Origin of the sequence: Cupriavidus sp. BIC8F (genome assembly GCF_032465815.1) — a bacterium.
In the GTDB taxonomy this organism is placed as follows: domain Bacteria; phylum Pseudomonadota; class Gammaproteobacteria; order Burkholderiales; family Burkholderiaceae; genus Cupriavidus; species Cupriavidus necator.
Map to the genome: position 1 here is coordinate 3,058,663 of NZ_CP136094.1, position 16,894 is coordinate 3,075,556.

17 protein-coding genes are annotated in these 16,894 nt (G+C 67.0%); 10 read left to right on the top strand and 7 right to left on the bottom strand.

Annotated features, from left to right (window positions below):
- Positions 1 to 20 precede the first annotated feature (20 nt).
- The 5 genes from RS901_RS14200 to RS901_RS14220 are packed head-to-tail and all read right to left on the bottom strand — an operon-like array spanning position 21 to position 4,784.
- Positions 21 to 1,397, bottom strand: a complete 1,377-nt coding sequence (locus tag RS901_RS14200; protein ID WP_316149415.1) for an MFS transporter — start codon at positions 1,395 to 1,397, stop codon at positions 21 to 23.
- A gap of 39 nt (positions 1,398 to 1,436) precedes the next feature.
- The gene (locus RS901_RS14205) at positions 1,437 to 2,690 is read right to left on the bottom strand and encodes an NAD(P)/FAD-dependent oxidoreductase (protein WP_316149417.1); all 1,254 of its coding nucleotides are present in this window, start codon (positions 2,688 to 2,690) and stop codon (positions 1,437 to 1,439) included.
- A gap of 31 nt (positions 2,691 to 2,721) precedes the next feature.
- Positions 2,722 to 3,036, bottom strand: coding sequence for a non-heme iron oxygenase ferredoxin subunit (locus RS901_RS14210; RefSeq protein ID WP_316149418.1), 315 nt, complete (start codon positions 3,034 to 3,036; stop codon positions 2,722 to 2,724).
- 19 nt (positions 3,037 to 3,055) lie between these two features.
- A complete protein-coding gene (locus RS901_RS14215; RefSeq protein WP_316149419.1) occupies positions 3,056 to 3,526 on the bottom strand; it encodes an aromatic-ring-hydroxylating dioxygenase subunit beta in 471 nt (156 codons plus the stop codon).
- 4 nt (positions 3,527 to 3,530) lie between these two features.
- Positions 3,531 to 4,784: an aromatic ring-hydroxylating dioxygenase subunit alpha gene (locus RS901_RS14220; protein ID WP_316149420.1), complete on the bottom strand. Its 1,254-nt coding sequence runs from the start codon at positions 4,782 to 4,784 to the stop codon at positions 3,531 to 3,533.
- A gap of 114 nt (positions 4,785 to 4,898) precedes the next feature.
- Here RS901_RS14220 and RS901_RS14225 point away from each other — a divergent pair, with 114 nt between their 5' ends.
- From RS901_RS14225 to mdcH, 10 genes are all read left to right on the top strand, one after another.
- The gene (locus RS901_RS14225; RefSeq protein ID WP_316149421.1) at positions 4,899 to 5,801 is read left to right on the top strand and encodes a LysR family transcriptional regulator; all 903 of its coding nucleotides are present in this window, start codon (positions 4,899 to 4,901) and stop codon (positions 5,799 to 5,801) included.
- 339 nt (positions 5,802 to 6,140) lie between these two features.
- Positions 6,141 to 7,547: an SLC13 family permease gene (locus tag RS901_RS14230; protein ID WP_316149422.1), complete on the top strand. Its 1,407-nt coding sequence runs from the start codon at positions 6,141 to 6,143 to the stop codon at positions 7,545 to 7,547.
- 97 nt (positions 7,548 to 7,644) lie between these two features.
- Positions 7,645 to 8,562, top strand: a complete 918-nt coding sequence (locus tag RS901_RS14235) for a LysR family transcriptional regulator (RefSeq protein ID WP_316149423.1) — start codon at positions 7,645 to 7,647, stop codon at positions 8,560 to 8,562.
- A 136-nt stretch (positions 8,563 to 8,698) separates the two neighbouring features.
- Entirely contained in the window at positions 8,699 to 10,357 is a 1,659-nt protein-coding gene (gene mdcA / locus RS901_RS14240; protein WP_316149425.1) for a malonate decarboxylase subunit alpha, read from the top strand.
- The gene (locus RS901_RS14245) at positions 10,357 to 11,298 is read left to right on the top strand and encodes a triphosphoribosyl-dephospho-CoA synthase (RefSeq protein WP_316149426.1); all 942 of its coding nucleotides are present in this window, start codon (positions 10,357 to 10,359) and stop codon (positions 11,296 to 11,298) included. Before mdcA ends, RS901_RS14245 begins: the two co-directional genes overlap by 1 nt.
- Positions 11,279 to 11,596, top strand: a complete 318-nt coding sequence (locus RS901_RS14250; protein ID WP_316149427.1) for a malonate decarboxylase subunit delta — start codon at positions 11,279 to 11,281, stop codon at positions 11,594 to 11,596. The genes RS901_RS14245 and RS901_RS14250 overlap by 20 nt, the downstream gene beginning before the upstream one ends.
- Entirely contained in the window at positions 11,593 to 12,444 is an 852-nt protein-coding gene (locus tag RS901_RS14255; RefSeq protein ID WP_316149428.1) for a biotin-independent malonate decarboxylase subunit beta, read from the top strand. The genes RS901_RS14250 and RS901_RS14255 overlap by 4 nt, the downstream gene beginning before the upstream one ends.
- Positions 12,441 to 13,277 (top strand): biotin-independent malonate decarboxylase subunit gamma, encoded by an 837-nt coding sequence (gene mdcE / locus RS901_RS14260; protein ID WP_316149429.1) that lies wholly within the window; start codon positions 12,441 to 12,443, stop codon positions 13,275 to 13,277. Before RS901_RS14255 ends, mdcE begins: the two co-directional genes overlap by 4 nt.
- Positions 13,265 to 13,912 (top strand): malonate decarboxylase holo-ACP synthase, encoded by a 648-nt coding sequence (locus tag RS901_RS14265; protein ID WP_316149430.1) that lies wholly within the window; start codon positions 13,265 to 13,267, stop codon positions 13,910 to 13,912. The genes mdcE and RS901_RS14265 overlap by 13 nt, the downstream gene beginning before the upstream one ends.
- The gene (mdcH, locus tag RS901_RS14270; protein WP_316149431.1) at positions 13,909 to 14,826 is read left to right on the top strand and encodes a malonate decarboxylase subunit epsilon; all 918 of its coding nucleotides are present in this window, start codon (positions 13,909 to 13,911) and stop codon (positions 14,824 to 14,826) included. Before RS901_RS14265 ends, mdcH begins: the two co-directional genes overlap by 4 nt.
- Before the next feature lie 40 nt (positions 14,827 to 14,866).
- Here the strand turns inward: mdcH and RS901_RS14275 are convergent, their stop codons facing one another.
- Both RS901_RS14275 and RS901_RS14280 read right to left on the bottom strand, forming a co-directional pair.
- On the bottom strand, positions 14,867 to 15,433 hold the full coding sequence (locus tag RS901_RS14275) for a YbhB/YbcL family Raf kinase inhibitor-like protein (protein WP_316149432.1): 567 nt from the start codon (positions 15,431 to 15,433) through the stop codon (positions 14,867 to 14,869).
- A gap of 49 nt (positions 15,434 to 15,482) precedes the next feature.
- The gene (locus RS901_RS14280; RefSeq protein ID WP_316149433.1) at positions 15,483 to 16,685 is read right to left on the bottom strand and encodes an MFS transporter; all 1,203 of its coding nucleotides are present in this window, start codon (positions 16,683 to 16,685) and stop codon (positions 15,483 to 15,485) included.
- Positions 16,686 to 16,894 lie beyond the last annotated feature (209 nt).

Consider the following 16,894-nt stretch of genomic DNA (forward strand, 5'->3'; position numbering starts at 1 on the left):
GGCCGCGCCGGCCTGGGGAATCAGTTCCGGTCCGCGATGGACAGGCTGACCGGCGACGCAGGCAGCCCGGCGCTCATTTCGCCGTGGTGGGCCGATGCTGACCGCCTGTGATCGATCAGCAGGACCGCGCCCATGCCAATCACGGCCGGAATGGCGATCGCGATGAAGTTCTGCTGCAGCGGGAGCTCCATGGCGACGAGTACCCCGATGACGATTGGCGCGAGGATGGCCCCGCTGCGGCCGATGCCCAGGGCCCACCCAAGGCCGGTGGAACGGATGGCGGTCGGGTAGAACTGCCCGGTGTAGGCATTGGCGACGATCTGCGTGCCGATCGTCGACGCACCGGCCAGGCCCACCACGACGAATAGCAGCCCTGTCGGCATCCTGAATCCGAGCAGCGTGATCGAAACCGCGGCCAGCGCGTACATGGCGGCGAGCACGTACTTGATGTGGTACCGGTCGGCGAGCCAGCCGCCACCCACGGCGCCGATCATCGCGCCGAGGTTGAGGACCAGCACGAACGTCAGCGCGGAACCCAGGCTGTAGCCGGCGCCCGCCATCAGCCTGGTCAACCATGAACTGAGCGCGTACACCATGAACAGGCACATGAAGAACGCGATCCAGAACATGATGGTGCTGAAGCCACGGCCCTCGTGGAACAGGTGCCGGATCGGCGCGCTGGCTGCCTTGTCCTGCGCCGGCACGGCGAAGCGGTCGGTGGCCGACCACCGCTGGTCCGGTGCAAGCCTGGAGACGATGCGCCGCAACGCTTCGTGGTCGCCCCTGGCCAGCAGGAACGGCATCGATTCGGGCAGCGACCTGAGAATGACCGGAATGAGGAGCACAGGCAGGCCGGCCGCCAGGAAGACCGACTGCCAGCCGTAGGCCTCGATCAGGCTCTTGCCGAGGAGCGCCGCCAGGATCCCGCCCACGGCATAGCCGCTGAACATCACGGTGACCAGGGTCGCCCGGATCTTCTTCGGCGCGTACTCGGTCATTTGCGCGACCACATTCGGCATCACGCCGCCGATGCCGAGCCCAGCCAGGAAGCGGGCCATGCTGAACAGCAGCGGATCCTTGACCAGGCCGGCCGCGGCAGTGAAGACGCTGAACAGGGCCACGCATATCGCGATCGTCCAGCGGCGGCCGATCCTGTCCGCCATGGTGCCGAGGAAGATCGCGCCAAACACCATGCCGAACAGCGCGGAGCTGACCATGAGCCCCGCCTGGGTCGGGGCGACGCCAAGGTCCTTCATGATCGAAGGCAGCGCGATACCCACGACCGCGAGGTCATAGCCGTCGAAGATGATGATGAGTGCGCACCAGAACAGCACGAGCGCATGGAAGCGGTTGAAGCGGGCGGCGTCGGCCAGCCTGTGGATGTCGGTTTGCTGCATGGGGGCTTGTCTCCGGTCTGTCTGTTCTTATGGTTGGGCTTACTGCCTGGACATCGGCACGCTCGGGTCGGCAAGGCGGCTGGCATCGACCGGCTTGCATTGCTCGATGTGGCGGCGCGCGAAGCGCAGGTCGCGCGCGGCGTTGGACCCGAGCGCGGCCTTGACCACATCGCCGTCGAGGTAGAACAGCATGAAGCTGTCCGCGCCGGGCGTGCCGCGTGCCACCACGCGGTGCGAGGGAAGGGGGATGCCATGGATCTGCAGGTTCATGCCGTACTGGTCTGACCAGAACCACGGCAGCGGCTGATAGTCGACCGCGAGACCGAGCGCCGCGCGCGCGGCGGCAATGCCCTGTTCCTGGGCGTTCTGCCAGGATTCCAGCCGCAGGCGCCGGCCGGCCCACGGGTTGGGCGTGACCGCGACGTCGCCCGCGGCGAAGATGTCGGGGTCGGACGTGCGGCATCCTGCGTCGACGACCACGCCTGCGTCGCACTCCAACCCGGCTTCCCGGGCAAGCTCGTCGTTCGGAACGAGACCGATACCCGCAACGATGGCGTGGCACGCCAGCGTACTGCCATCGGCCAGTGTCACGACGGACAGGCCGCCGGTACCGGGGGCGATGCCGGTGATGTTGGCGCCGAGCATGACACGGGTGCCATGCGAGGCATGCAGCCCGAGCAGGTATTCCGACACTTCCGGCGGCACGGTGCGCTCGCACAGCCGGCTCTGGGCTTCGAGCACGGTCACCTCGGCACCTTTGCGGCGCGCCGTGGCGGCGACTTCGAGGCCGATCCAGCCACCGCCGATCACCACGATGCTGCGCCCGGGCCGCAACGCCGGCGCCAGGGCCAGGGCATCGCCAATCGTGCGCAATGTATGCACGGCAGCCGTGTCGATGCCCGGGACGGTGAGCGTGCGGGCCCTGCCGCCGGTGCACAGGATCAGCCTGTCGTAAGACAGCATCTCTCCGTTGGCCATCTCCAGGCGCTTCGCGGCCCGGTCCATGCGGGTGACTCGCGTGTCCAGCCACCACTCCAGCCCTAGCGCTGCGAACGCCTCGGGCTTGAGCAGCCACGTGCCGGCGGGCGCAGCCTCGCCGGCCAGCACGGCCTTGGACAAGGGCGGCCGCTCATGCGGTGGGTGGGCCTCGTCGCCGATCAGCACGAGCCGGCCGGTGAAGCCCTCGTTGCGCAGCGTCTGGGCGGCCCAGCCGCCAGCCTGGCCGGCGCCGACGATGACGATGGTGGCGGTTGGCGATAGCGCAGTCGCGGTGTCTGAGCGCTCGGAATTCATGCCTGTCTCCTCTGGTTGGTGACGCGGCCTCTCAGCCGAGGTCGAGGTACACCTTGTCGCCGTCGATCCGCACCGGGTAGGTGCGAATGCTCTCGGTCAGCGGGGCGCATTTCGCAGCGCCGTCGCGGATATCGAACCTGCCCTGGTGGAGCGGGCACTCGATCTCATGTCCCTCGAGGAAGCCTTCGCACAGGCGCGCATGGCCATGCGTGCAGATGTTGTCGGTCGCGTAGACGTCGCCGTCCACGCCGTACAAGGCGATCTCCTGGCCTTGCACGGCCACGGCGATGACATCGTCCTGCGGGACGTCGGACAGCAGCGCTGCCTCGATCCAGGTTTCGGTCATGAATGACTCCTGATAGAGACTAGATGGGGTAGATCAGCGAGTTGGGGATCATCTCGCTATCGAATACGCAGATGCGCGAGGCGAAGCGCAAGCCCGCCGGCGTCCGGACGACGGTGTCGAGGTAGCGGCCAACGTTGTAGGCATCGGTCATCTGGTCCGGCTTGGTGCGCAGCACCGCGTAGTTGGTCTCGGCCACGATCCTGTCGCCGTCGGCCTGCCTGATCAGTGGCGCGCCGACGATGTGACGCTGGTAGTAGGGATCGTGGAACAGGGTCTCGCGAATACCGTAGATGCGGTCCTTGAGCATCCCCTTGCTTTCGAGCGAGAGCGTCGCCAGCGGCAAGCCACGCTCGTGGTTCTCGCGGGGCTGGACCCGGTAGAGGCAATGCTCGGTGAAGAATTCCGGCCAGCGGTCCCAGTCGCCGTTGTCCACGGCGCTGGTGTAGTCGGCGAACAGGGAGAGCAGGGCGTAGTAGTCAGTGAAGTTCATGGCGTCAGACCTCCATCACCTTGCGCCAGTAGGCGTACATGCCGCGGATCAGGGTCTCGGTCACCATGTGGTCCGTGTTCTCCGCGGTCTTGCCGCCCAGTTCGGCGATCACGCGATGCCAGGGCTTCTGGGAGAAGCCTTCCTGCGAGCATTCGATGGCCTCGCCGTCGTCGGCCGACACGAAGCCGGCGGGGCCGAAAAGATTGGCCTGGCGCAGGCGGCGCCGCGTCATTTCCTCGGTGTCGTCCTCGAAGCCGAAATGCGTCCAGACGAAATCGAAGGAATCCGGCCCATGGGGCTGGATATGGCGCGTGGACACCGAGTTGACCTGCTGCTGGAAGATCACGCTCGGGAAGACCGTCATCATCACGGCGGTCGGCTCTCCCCACCACGGCTCGTGGACGATGTCGAGGATGCGGTCGTCGTGCAGCGCCATCTGGTCCTTGAAGCTGGACACGCCGGAGGTCACGTCGCTCTTGCCGCCCTGGCCGCGGGTCGACACCATCGCGGCATGCCGGAATTGCGGGTCCATCACCAGGCGTGCCTTGTTGTCGGCGCGCCAGAGGCCGAACGTGACAAACCAGGTATGCAGCAGGCCGGGGTGGTAGGGGTCCTTGATGTTCTCCTGCATGAGCTTCCAGTTGCCCGGAATGCGCTGCTTGTTGTAGCCGAGGACCTTCAGCTTGCGGCCATTGAAGAGCCGGTCGAAGTAGCCGAGGATGTCCGGCCCGAGGTATTCCTCGAGTGAGGGAGCCTCATGGTCGAACGAGGCAAACACGACACCACCGCGCGTGGCGACCTTCAGTTGCGTGAGCCCGTGCTCCTGCGGCTTGAAGTCGGCGGGCATGCCGCCGTTGACCTTGCCGTCCTGCCTGACCCCGCGACGCAGGGGCACGCCTTGCAGGTTGCCCTTCAGGTCATAGTTCCATTGGTGGTAGGGGCAATGGAAATCCTTCCGGTTGCCGCTGCGCTCCCGGCAGAACTTCATGCCGCGATGGGCGCACACGTTTTCGACGACGTTGATCTCGCCGTCCTGGTCGCGCACCAGGATCACGGAGCGCTCGCCAAGCGTGGTGCGCTTGAAATCGCCGGGATTCGGGATCTCCGCCTCGAGCCCGACGTAGTTCCAGTGACCGCGGTAGAAGCAGCGTTCGAGTTCACGCTGGTATAGCTGCGCATCCGTATACACGCGGAACGGGATGCGGCTGATGCTGTCGTCGGCCCAGACCGGGCCGGCTTGCTGGGAATCGATTGCCATGGTTGTCTCCGGCTATGTCTCTTCGTCTGGGAAGGATCATGGTGCACGGAGGAAAATTAACCAATAGAATCCTGGCTATAGTTAATATTCACCAAATCAATAAGAGGCGGCGCGATGGAGCTCAAGGACGTCGATCTGAACCTGCTGGTCGTGTTCGATAACCTGCTGCGGCAGGGAACCGTTTCCGGTGCCGCGAAGACCCTGAATCTCAGCCAGCCTGCGGTCAGCAATGCGCTGGCCCGCTTGCGCACCTTGTTCGGTGACCCGCTGTTTGTGCGAAGCAGCAAGGGCATGCTGCCGACACCGCTTGCAGAGGAACTGGCGGAACCGGTTGCCTATGCGCTGGAGTCACTGCAGGCGGCGCTCAGCCACAAGGTGTCGTTCGATCCGCTGCGCAGCGTGCGCGCATTCCGCGTCGCCATGACGGATATCGGCGAGGTGCACTTCATCCCGCCGTTGATGGGCGCGCTTGGCGATCGCGCCCCGGGCGTCACGGTAACGACCGTGCGCAATACGGCGGTGGACCTGGCGGCGGAGATGAGCCAGGGAAAGATCGACCTGGCGGTTGGTCATCTTCCTGAACTCGGTACTGCGTTCTTTCAACGGCGGCTATTTCGCCAGCGATACGTTTGCCTGTTCCGGCCCGGTCATGCCATGGACAAGAAGACGGTCAGCATGCGCGACTTCGAAGCGGCGGAGCACATTGTGGTCACGGCGGCGGGGACGGGGCATGCCCGGGTCGATGAGATCCTCGCCCAGCACGGCGTGCAGCGGAAGATCCGGCTGCGTGTCCCCCATTTTGTCGCACTGGCGGACATCATTGCCACCACCGACCTGGTAGCCACAGTGACCTGGACGTTTGCGGAGCGATGCGCCAAGTACTTTGGGCTCAGGCACGTCAGGCATCCGTTCGCCTTGCCGGAAATCCAGATCAACCTGTTCTGGCATGCCCGGTATCATCGCGATCCGGCGAATCAGTGGCTGCGCGACCAGTTCGTCGACTTGTTTTCGGATTAGGCGATGGTCCCGGCTGGGCGCGCCCGCCTTGCCGCCCATGTATTGTGATCCGTCCTGCGCTCCCAATGCTATTCCGGTCTCCGTAAGGATTGCCCCCGCACCTTAATTGATGCTCATTGTCCGCCACCTTATTCTTGGCTCAAAAGCAACTCAAAAATGGCGCCGACTTGAAGTATTCAAGCGAGGCCATATCCACCAAGGAGACGCATGTGACGGCCTACCCCTTCCACACCTTGCCGTAGCGGCGCATCACTTTCGGCAGTTCCAGCCGAATACCAATCCCATGTCATTCCTACCAAGCGATGGGCGCCCCGGCGCGCCTTCCGCGACGGAGCCGCTATGTCGCAACACCTGATTTCCATCTCTGTCCTGGGGCTGATGTTCGTCATCGCCACGGTCCTGCCCATCAACATGGGCGCGCTGGCCTTTGTCGGCGCGTTCCTGGTCGGCACCCTGGTTGCAGCCATGCCGGCCAAGGCTATCCTGGCCGGATTCCCCGCCGACCTGTTTCTGACGCTGGTCGGCATCACATACCTGTTCGCCGTGGCGCAGAACAACGGCACCATCGACTGGCTAGTGCGGCTTGCGGTACGCGCCGTGGGTGGCCGGATCGCGGCGATCCCATGGATCATGTTCATGATCGCGGCGGTGCTGACGTCGGTCGGCGCGGTCAGCCCGGCAGCGGTCGCAATCATCGCGCCGATCGCGCTGGGGTTCGCCGCGCGCTACGGCATCAACCCGCTGCTGATGGGGCTGATGGTGATCCACGGTGCGCAGGGCGGCGGCTTCTCGCCGATCAGCATCTATGGCGGCATCACCAACAAGATCGTGCAGAAGGCGGGCCTGCCGCTGAACGAGATGGCGACGGCCTTCGCCAGCCTGGGTGTCAACCTTGCCGTGGCTGCGGGGCTGTTTGTCGCATTCGGCGGCCTGCGCCTGATGCGGCAAGCGGCGCCGGCGGTGGCGGCGCCGCAGGCGGGCGCCGCCGGTGTGCTGGCCATGGGCCATCCTTTCGGCGCACACACCGTCCCGGCACAGGGCGCGCAGATCTATGGCGATGCCGAGGCCGAGGCCGGCATGGAAGAGCGGAAGACGATGGCGCGCGACCGCGGATCGATGCTCGAGGGCGATGCCGCCAGCACCGCCGAGGCGCCGGCGGGCCTCTACCAGTACCTGACCGTGGCCGGCCTGGTGGCACTGGCCGTCCTCACGCTCTACTTCAAGCTCGATATCGGCTTCGTTTCGCTGACCATCGCGCTGGTGCTCACGCTGATGGCACCGGAGCTGCAGAAGCGCGCGCTCGGCCAGGTGTCGTGGCCCGAGATCATGCTGATCGTCGGCGTCAGCACCTTTGTGGGCGTGATGGACAAGATGGGCACGATCGATTTCGTCGGCCATAGCGTGGCCCACCTGACCTCGCCGCTGATGGCGGCGCTGCTGCTGTGCTTCGTGGGTGCGGTGGTGTCGGCGTTTGCATCGTCAACCGCGGTACTGGGCTCGCTGATCCCGCTTGCCGTGCCGTTCCTGCAGCAAGGCTCCGACGTCAGCGCGATCGGCTTTATCGCGGCGATGGCGGTGTCTTCGACGATCGTGGATGTGAGCCCGTTTTCGACCAACGGTGCGCTGGTACTGGCCAACGCACAGGGTGTGGACCGGCAGGCCTTCTTCCGCAAGCTGATGATCTATGGCGCGCTGGTGACCGTGATTGCGCCGGTCGTGCTGTGGTTTATCTTTGTTGTGCTCTGAGTTCCGGTCGCGATCGCTCGGCCAAGCCAGCTAACCATGCGAACTGGCCGCCACGCGGCTAAGATAGGAGGCCGCCCCCATACCCGAGCCCAGAACCATGAGAATCCGCATTGGCGAAGAGATCACCTTCCGCAAACTCGAAGCCCTGCTGGCGTTCATGGAATCCGGCAACCTGGCCAAGGCGGCCGAGATCCTGGACACCAGCACCGTCAGCGTGCACCGTGCGCTGCATTCGCTGGAAGAGGGCACGAGCTGCGCGCTGTTCCGGCATGAGGGCCGCAACCTGATCCCGACTGACGCCGCCTATGTGCTGGCGGATACGGCAAGGGAAGTGCTCAAGGCCATGGCCGACGGCATCCGCGCCACGCGCGAGGCCGCCGGCTATTCGGCCGACCAGCTCAAGATCGGCTCGCTCTACTCGCTGACGGTCCAGACCGTGCCCAAGATCGTGATCGGGCTGAAGCTGCGGCGTCCGGAAATGCAGACCGAACTGGTGCTGGGCTCCAATGCGGACCTTCTGCACAAGCTCAAGCAGGGCTCGATCGATGCCACGTTGATGGCCGTGCCCGAGTCCGATCCGGAGATCGAGTCGATCCCGCTGTTCGAGGACGATATCTTCTTTGCGGCGCCTGCCGACTCGCCCTACGCCTGCATGCCGGCGGTCGACCTGCGAGCCTGCCGCGACGAGCCGTTCGTGGCGTTGAGCGAGGGCTTCGTCACCTATCACGGCTTTGTCGAGGCCTTCCGCATTGCCCAATTCACGCCAAATGTGGTGATGAAAGTCGGCGATATCTTTTCATTGATGAATCTGGTGGGCGGTGGCATCGGCTACACGCTTTTGCCAGGGCGCGTGAAAGGGGTGTATTCGCGCAACGTGGCGTTCGTGCCACTTGCCGGCGAATACGACATCAAGCAGACCATCGGCCTGAGCTTCCTGCGCCGCCGCGAGCGCGATCCCAACCTGCTGGCGCTGGCCGCGGTGTGCCGCATGGCCATGCGCGACGCGGACCAATAGGACGCCGAGGCTGCGTTCGGCCGCGCTTCAGGCCTTGCTTCCGGCCAGCGTAATGGTTCTCCGCCCAACGTGATTGTTCGGTGAGCGCCGCCTGTTTAAGGTGGGCACATCAGACAGACGTCAGCCCGGAGATGCGATGACCACCACCAGCACAGGCCGCCAATGGAACACCCGCAGGGAAGCCAAGGCGCGCCGCAAGCAGAACGCCGCCGCCATTGCCCAGGGCAAGCTGGTGCCGACCAGCGATATTGTGCCCTTCCTGGAGGCAGTGCTGCTTTCGGGCGACCGCGTGGTGCTGGAGGGCAACAACCAGAAGCAGGCCGACTTTCTGTCGCGCTCGCTGGCACAGGTCGATCCCGCGCGTGTGAATGCACTCCACATGATCATCCCGAGCGTCAGCCGGGTGGAACACCTGGACCTGTTCGAGCGCGGCATCGCGCGCAAGCTGGATTTCTCGTACGCCGGCGCGCAGAGCATCCGCATCTCGCAATTCCTGGAGGACGGCCAGCTCGAAGTGGGCGCGATCCACACCTATATCGAGCTCTATGCGCGACTGTATGTGGACCTGGTCCCCAACGTCGTGCTGATTGCCGGCTACAAGGCCGACCGCGAGGGCAATCTCTACACCGGCCCCAGCACCGAGGACACGCCGGCACTGGTTGAGGCCGCGGCCTTCCGCGACGGGCTGGTCATTGCGCAAGTCAACGAGATCGTCGACGACCCCACCGGCCTGCCGCGCGTGGACGTGCCCGGCTCCTGGATCGACTACGTGGTGCAGGCCGACAAGCCATTCTTCTGCGAGCCACTGTTTACCCGCGACCCCCGCCTGATCAAGCCGGTCCACGTGCTGATGGCGATGATGGCGATCCGCGGCATCTATGAACGCCACCAGGTGCAGTCGCTCAACCATGGCATCGGCTTCAACACCGCGGCGATCGAACTGATCCTGCCGACCTACGGCGAGTCGCTGGGGCTGAAGGGCAAGATCTGCAAGTACTGGACGCTCAACCCGCACCCGACGCTGATTCCCGCCATCGAAACCGGCTGGGTAGATAGCGTGCACAGCTTTGGCAGCGAACTGGGCATGGAGGACTATGTCGCCGCCCGGCCGGATGTCTTCTTCACAGGTGCGGACGGTTCAATGCGTTCTAACCGGGCCTTCTGCCAGCTTGCCGGCCAGTACGCGGTGGACTTGTTCATCGGCTCGACCCTGCAGATCGACGGCGACGGCCATTCGTCCACGGTGACGCGCGGGCGGCTTTCCGGCTTTGGCGGCGCGCCCAACATGGGTCACCAGCCTGGCGGGCGCCGGCATCCGACGCCGGCATGGCTGGATCTGATCGAGACGGACGACCCGCTCGCGCGCGGCCGCAAGCTGGTGGTGCAGATGGTTGAGACCTTCCAGGCGGGTGGCAAGCCCACCTTCGTGGAATCGATGGACGCGGTCGACGTCGCGCGCGAAAGCGGCATGCCGCTCGCCCCGGTGATGATCTACGGCGACGACGTTACGCACGTGCTGACCGAGGAAGGCATTGCCTACCTGTACAAGGCGCAATCGCTGGAAGAGCGGCGCCGGATGATTGCCGCCGTGGCGGGCGTCACGCCGATCGGCATGAAGCATGACCCCGCCACGACGCGCCGGATGCGCAGCGACGGCCTCATCGCGCTGCCCGAAGACCTGGGCGTGCAGCGCAGCCAGGCCACGCGCAGCTTGCTGGCGGCCAAGAGCATGGCTGAACTGGTGGACTGGTCCGGCGGGCTATATGCGCCGCCCGCCCGCTTTCGGAGCTGGTAATGGCGAGCGCAGCAGCAAGGATCCTGCACACGCCGGCGCAGCACCGGCACCAGCCGGCGGCCGCACCCCGCGCCCAGGCACTCGCTGGCCTGGCGGTCAGCGCGATCGTGGAAGAAGCGCGGCTGTCGCCCAAGCCTGGCCTGGTCGACAGCCGTGGCAGCGGCGCACATGCCGACCTGACATTGCCGCTGATGCTGCGCTCGGCGCAGTCGCTGGGCCCGTCGTTCGCGGCCATGGCCGATGCCGGCCTGCAGGCGCCGCGCGTCGGGTATGGGCTGCGCGAGCAACTGGGCGCGCTCGGCCGCGAGGCGGAGGCGGTGATGCTGTCCGCCACCGGCGGTGTCAATACGCATCGCGGCGCGATCTGGTGCATCGGCTTGCTGGTCGGCGCCGCAGGACAGCTCGGCGCCGCCGGGCAGCCCGCCAGTGCCGCGGCGATCAGCGCCACGGCCGGCGCCATCGCCACGCTGGCGGATCGGCACCGGCCCGCGGTCACTGGCAACAAGGGCGAACTCGCCTGCCTGGCGTACGGGGTCGGCGGTGCACGGGCGCAGGCACGGGCAGGGTTTCCGCACGTGATGCGGCTGGCGCTGCCGGCCCTGCAACGCAGCCGCGCGCGCGGCGACACCGAATCCACGGCACGCCTCAATGCGCTGCTGGCGTTGATGAGCGAGCTGGACGATACCTGCGTGCTGGCGAGGTCGGGGCGCAAGGGCCTGGACTACATGCAGGCCGGCGCAAAGGCGGTGCTCGCCGCCGGTGGCGTGGGCACGGTGGCGGGACGGCGGCACCTGCGCAGCCTGGACGCCGGCATGCTGGCGCAGCGCGCCTCGCCGGGCGGCGCGGCGGACTTGCTGGCCGCGACGATCTTCCTCGACCGGCTGTCGCAGGGCTCGATGGGCAACAATTCAGGGGACTTTGATGGAACAACTGCGATTTGAATTTCCGGCGGGGCAGCCTGCCAGGGCCCGCGTGCTGGTGGGCGTGGTGGGGTCGGGCGACCTCGAGGTGCTGGTCGAGCCCGGCAGCGGCGGCGTGACCACGGTTGAGGTCACCACCTCGGTCAATGGCTATGGCCGTATCTGGGATGCGCAGCTCGCGCGCGTCTTCGCCGCCGAGCCGCGCGCGTCGATGCAGATCCGCATCCACGATTTCGGCGCCACGCCGGGCGTGGTCGGCATGCGCCTGGCGGAGGCCTTCGAGGCGCTGGGTGACCCGCAACCAGGAGAGGGCGCATGAACACGGCGGAACTGCTGGCGCGCAACAGCTTTATCGAACTGGGGGCACGTGAGCGCGCTCGTGCGCTGCTGGACCCGGGCACCTTCCGCGAATTGGCGGGCCCGTTCGACGGCCTGCAGTCGCCGTGGCTGCCGCCGCAGGGTGTGGTGCCGCAGAGCGATGACGGCGTGGTGGTCGCCAAGGGGCGCATCGACGGGATGCCGGTGGTGGTGCTGGCCATCGAAGGCGCCTTCCAGGGCGGCAGCATGGGCGAAGTCGGCGGCGCCAAGATTGCCGGCGCACTCGAGTTGGCCGCCGAGGACAACCGCCGCGGTGAACCGACGCGCGCAGTGCTGCTGCTGGAAACCGGCGGCGTGCGCCTGCAGGAAGCCAATCTCGGCCTGGCCGCGATTGCCGAGATCCATGCGGCCATCGTCGACCTGCGCCGCTACCAGCCGGTGGTCGGCGTGATCGCGGGGCAGGTGGGCTGCTTCGGCGGCATGTCGATTGCCGCGGGCCTGTGTACCGCGCTGGTGATGACGCAGGAAGGGCGCCTTGGCCTGAACGGCCCGGCCGTGATCGAGCAGGAGGCGGGCATCGCCGAGTACGACTCGCGTGACCGGCCCTTTATCTGGAGCTTCACCGGCGGCACGCAGCGCGTTGCCACCGGCTTCGCCGATGCGTATGTCGATGACGACTGCAGTGCGATGCGCAGGCAGGTCGCCGAACTGTTGCGCGGCCCGGTTGCGGGAAGCCATCGCAGCGAACTATACGCCCAATACCTGGCCGCGCTGCAGGCGTACGACGCCAGTGCGCAGCCCACGCCGGCAGATGTGCAGGCGTTGTTGCAACGGGGGACCGACGCATGAACTCACCAACCCAAACCGCTACCGCGCGCGAACCCAGCCGTGGTGAACGCTGGCTGCAGGCACTGGCGCCCGCGGCGCAGATCCAGCTGGGTCTGCCGGACTCCGTGCTGGTTGCCGACGGCGAACTGGCGGGGACCGCGGTTCGCTGGATCGCGCTGGTGCCTGACGCCGACAGCCGCTTCCCGCGGGCACGTAATGGCGAGGCCGGTCTGCTCGAAGGCTGGTCGCTGGCGCGCGCGGTGCGCGAAGCGATCGAGGCAGACCGCGAATTGCCGGTCAAGCGCGCCATCGTGGCGATTGTCGATACCCCGAGCCAGGCCTACGGCCGGCGGGAAGAGGCGCTTGGCATCCACCAGTCGCTGGCCGGTGCCGTGGCAGCCTATGCCGAGGCCCGCCTGGCCGGGCACCCGGTGGTGGCGCTGATCGTGGGGCGTGCCATGTCGGGAGCCTTCCTTGCGCACGGCTACCAGGCCAACCGCATCATCGCGCTCAATGACGAGGGCGTGCTGGTGCATGCGATGGGCAAGGAGGCCGCCGCCAGGGTCACCATGCGCACAGTCGAGGACCTCGAAGCGCTGGCGTCGACGGTGCCGCCGATGGCCTACGACATCGAAAACTTCGCCACGCTGGGCATCCTGTGGCGGCTGATCGACGTCGAGTCGGCCAGCGCCCCGGTGCCGGCCGATGTGCACCTGGCGCGCGACACCATCCTTTCCGCGCTGGCGGAGATCCGACGCGACCCGACGCACGGACTGTCCGGCCGGCTGGCGGGCGCAAACCGCAAGGCGTCGGCTGCAGTACGTGACTGCCTGTCGCGGCAATGGCAAGCCTGAACACTGCGACGCCCGCGCCACACGACCTGGTCTGGCTGCGCGATCCGGCAAGCGACCTGAGCCGCGACGCCTTGCCGGAATGGGTCTGCCTGCCAGCGCTGCGCGAGATCCCGCTGGTCGTGCGGCGCGACGGCCGCCGGCCTGGCGCAGTCCCCGTCGGCTTGCGCGGCGGTACGCGCGCGGAACGCTTCGGCACCTGGATCACGCCCGCGGCGATCCGCAAGATCGTCACGCCGATGGAGCTGGCCGCGCAGCGTGCATGGCGGCGACGGCCGGAGCTGGCAGCCCTGCCAGCAATCCTCGCGCTCGAGGCCATCGCCGACTGGCTCGACGCCGCAGGTATCCGGTGGGGCGTGACTGGCAGCGCCGGCTTCTCGCTCGCCTGTCAGCACAACGTGCTGCGTGCCGACAGCGACCTTGACCTCGTCGTGCAGGCCGCACAACCCCTCCCGGCCCCGCATCTGGACCTGCTGGCCGAGCTGCAGCGCGCCGCGCCGGCCAGGCTCGATATACAGGTCGCGACCCCGTTTGGTGGCTTCTCGCTGCTGGAACGCCTGCGCAGCGGCGGCAAGGTGCTGCTGAAAACGGATCACGGCCCGCGGCTGTGCGCGGATCCTTGGCACCCCACACGATGAATGTCCTGCTTACCTTCCCTGGCCAGGGCGCACAGCGCCCCGGCATGCTGAAAGACCTGCCGGCGCATCCCTCGGTGGCTGCGGTGCTGGCCGCGGCGGAAGACGTGCTGCAGGTACCAGCGGCGGAGATGGATACGCCGACACGCCTGCAGTCCACGGTATGGACCCAGCTTTGCCTGCTGACGGCAGGCGTGGCCATGGCGCGCTGCCTGGCCGCGCATGACGCCCGCGCCGACGCGGTGGCCGGTCTCTCCATCGGCGCCTATGCGGCGGCGGTGACCGCAGGTGTGCTGGCCTTTGCCGATGCGTTGCGACTAGTGCGCTTGCGCGGGGAGTTGATGGCGCAGGCCTTTCCGCATGGCTATGGCATGACGGCGATCCTCGGCCTGGACCGGAACCGGCTCGAACCGCTGGTGGCGCAGGTCTGCACGCCGCGGCAACCGGTGTACCTGGCCAATTTCAACGCCCCCACGCAGATTGTGATCGCGGGCAAGCTGTCGGCGCTGGCGGAAGTGTCGACGCTGGCGCTGGCGGCTGGGGCGCAGGCGGCCAGGCCGGTCGCCATCCACGTCCCGTCGCACTGTCCGCTGCTGGCTGACGCCGCGCGCTCCCTGGGCGAGGCCATGCAGGGCGTCACGATGTCGGCGCCTGCGCAGCGCTACTTCAGCGCGAGCAAGGCGCGCGAACTGCGCGATCCACGCCGAATCGCCGAGGATCTCGCGCAGAACATGGCGACGCCGGTGCGCTGGCATGAAACCATGTTGCTGGCCCACGCCAATGGCGCCAGGCTGGTGGTGGAGGCACCGCCGGGCGATGTGCTGACACGGCTGGCGCAGCCGGTGTTTGCGGACGGCATGGCGCTGGCCTGTGACAGAGCCCGGCTGGATTCGATCGTGGCAATCATGCGGCGCTGATTTACGTCCGGCCGGCTACCCGACGCCGCGCTACCGCATTTCAACGCCCAAACCGTCCGACAAAGCTCTGTGCCTCCAGGGCATGCCCCTTGAGCGCAGCCATCAGTTCCTCACGCGTCATGCCCGCGGGCAGGTTCGGCTCCAGATCCGTCGCGATGACCGTGACGACGTAATGGTGGGGTGTCTCGCCGGTTGGCGCGCAGGGACCGCGGTACGCCGCCTCGCCACGCACGTTCTTGCCGACCGTGATGCCGGGCCCGTCCGTCTTGCCTTCGCCTTCCTTCAGCTGACCGCGATTCGCGGCAATGTTGTAGGCGACCCAATGCGAGACCCCGAGACCGGCGACGCCGTCCATGTCATACATCAGGATGGCGACGGACTTCGCGCCCGCGGGAAGCTTCGTCCACGAGATCTGCGGCGACACGCCCTTGCCGCCGCAGGGCTTCTGGTCGCCGCCAACGCCATCATGCGCATACTGCGAGGCGATCGTGGCTCCCTCGGCGTACGAAGTGGACGACACCTGCATGCCGGCGGCGTGTGCGGTGCCGATGCACAGGCACATCAACGCCCCGGCCACCGGAGCGGAAACTGCGCTAGCGATCGTCATTCGAGTTCTCCAGGTAGGTAATCAGCGGACCAGGAAAGGGAAGGCCCCGCTAACCGGAACCGACCTGCTGGCGCAGCACCTGTCTGCGCGCCATCAGGTAGGTCAGGTTTCCTGACAGGAAAGCCGCCAGCAGCAGGGCACCGGCACTCCAGGCCACGGCAGGCAGCCATGGCAGCAGGCTTGTCATCACGGCGGTCTTGCTGGCGCCCGATGACACCAGGGCAATGCGCATGAACGCGGCAACCGCCAGGGCGGCAAATACGAGCCCGGTGTACATCCCTTCGCGGCCGGCGTGACCGGCGTCGAGCGCCGCATTCGCCGTCGCGGCGAACATGATTCCCCACAGGCCGCCGGCAAGACATTGCACGGCGAGGATGGCCCGGAGCGAGCCCGCAACGGTGAAGCCGAACAACGACAGCGCGCCAAGGGCCGCAGCGGTCAACAGCAGCGTATAGGGCGGATAGCGCCGCAGCAACGACGTCGCGGGCAGCAGCGCGCCCAGCGCGAAGCCGATCCAGAACACCGGCGTCACGTGTTCGAGCTCGGCAGCCGTGACAAAGCGCAGGTAGGCCGGCGCGGAGTTGACGGTGGTGTGGATCTGGAAGCCGAGCGCAAGCATCCAGACCGCGGCAAACAGCAGCCAGACGTGCCTGAGCCCAACCCCGGCTGCCGGCGCGGGCACGGCGTCTGCATCGTGGCGCGCGGGGCCGGATTCCATCCATCGCAGCGCGGCCACGGCTACCACCAGCCCCGCGCTGGCGGCCAGGAACGGCAGCATGGGCGACGCATCGCGCAGCCGGGCGGTCAGCAGCGGCGCCACAGCTCCGGCAAGGCCGACGCCGAGCAGCGAGCATCCCACCAGGAACGACGACGCGGTCGCAGGCAGCCGCCGGGCAATGATCACCATGGGCGGCGCGCGCAATGCCGAAGAGGTGGCCGCCCAGAGCGCGGTCAGGCCCAGCAGCAGCGCCGGTGAAGTTACCCGGGGCAGCAGCATGAAAGCCAGTGCGGAGATGACGGACAGCCCCAGTATCCAGCCTCCCAGCCTGCGCATTGCGTTGGCGACGCGGTCGGCCGCGACGCCCACCGTGAAGTCCATGGCGACAAAGATCAACTGGTCCATCAGCAGGATCAAGGCGACGTGCGCGCGCGCGATGCCTGCCTGCGCGGCCAGTTGCGGCAGGAAGGCCACGTAGAGGGTCCACGTCACCGCCAACAGGAACTGCACAGAGCAGAAGACTAACGCGCGCATGCTGCCCTCCCGCCTGGATTGACTAACGGCCCATTCCCGTGCCCGACGGCAGGATTGCCGCGCGGAGCCTCCCATAACAAGGATAGGGCAGCGCCTTGCCACGGGAGTGGCGGGTTGTGCAGGTGCGATTGGGCCTCGCGAGTCGCTTGCGGCCCAACAGTCCGCGGTAAGTGCCGGGGCGGTACCAACACCGGAGCATTATTGATCCG

Bases quoted from the DNA above. Each gene is read 5' to 3' on its own strand.
- mdcH (WP_316149431.1), top strand. From the start codon at position 13,909: ATGAATGTCCTGCTTACCTTCCCTGGCCAGGGCGCACAGCGCCCCGGC.
- RS901_RS14200 (WP_316149415.1), bottom strand. From the start codon at position 1,397: ATGCAGCAAACCGACATCCACAGGCTGGCCGACGCCGCCCGCTTCAAC.
- RS901_RS14230 (WP_316149422.1), top strand. From the start codon at position 6,141: ATGTCGCAACACCTGATTTCCATCTCTGTCCTGGGGCTGATGTTCGTC.
- RS901_RS14280 (WP_316149433.1), bottom strand. From the start codon at position 16,685: ATGCGCGCGTTAGTCTTCTGCTCTGTGCAGTTCCTGTTGGCGGTGACG.
- mdcE (WP_316149429.1), top strand. From the start codon at position 12,441: ATGAACTCACCAACCCAAACCGCTACCGCGCGCGAACCCAGCCGTGGT.
- RS901_RS14210 (WP_316149418.1), bottom strand. From the start codon at position 3,036: ATGACCGAAACCTGGATCGAGGCAGCGCTGCTGTCCGACGTCCCGCAG.
- RS901_RS14275 (WP_316149432.1), bottom strand. From the start codon at position 15,433: ATGACGATCGCTAGCGCAGTTTCCGCTCCGGTGGCCGGGGCGTTGATG.
- RS901_RS14225 (WP_316149421.1), top strand. From the start codon at position 4,899: ATGGAGCTCAAGGACGTCGATCTGAACCTGCTGGTCGTGTTCGATAAC.
- mdcA (WP_316149425.1), top strand. From the start codon at position 8,699: ATGACCACCACCAGCACAGGCCGCCAATGGAACACCCGCAGGGAAGCC.
- RS901_RS14265 (WP_316149430.1), top strand. From the start codon at position 13,265: ATGGCAAGCCTGAACACTGCGACGCCCGCGCCACACGACCTGGTCTGG.
- RS901_RS14235 (WP_316149423.1), top strand. From the start codon at position 7,645: ATGAGAATCCGCATTGGCGAAGAGATCACCTTCCGCAAACTCGAAGCC.
- RS901_RS14220 (WP_316149420.1), bottom strand. From the start codon at position 4,784: ATGGCAATCGATTCCCAGCAAGCCGGCCCGGTCTGGGCCGACGACAGC.
- RS901_RS14250 (WP_316149427.1), top strand. From the start codon at position 11,279: ATGGAACAACTGCGATTTGAATTTCCGGCGGGGCAGCCTGCCAGGGCC.
- RS901_RS14245 (WP_316149426.1), top strand. From the start codon at position 10,357: ATGGCGAGCGCAGCAGCAAGGATCCTGCACACGCCGGCGCAGCACCGG.
- RS901_RS14215 (WP_316149419.1), bottom strand. From the start codon at position 3,526: ATGAACTTCACTGACTACTACGCCCTGCTCTCCCTGTTCGCCGACTAC.
- RS901_RS14205 (WP_316149417.1), bottom strand. From the start codon at position 2,690: ATGAATTCCGAGCGCTCAGACACCGCGACTGCGCTATCGCCAACCGCC.
- RS901_RS14255 (WP_316149428.1), top strand. From the start codon at position 11,593: ATGAACACGGCGGAACTGCTGGCGCGCAACAGCTTTATCGAACTGGGG.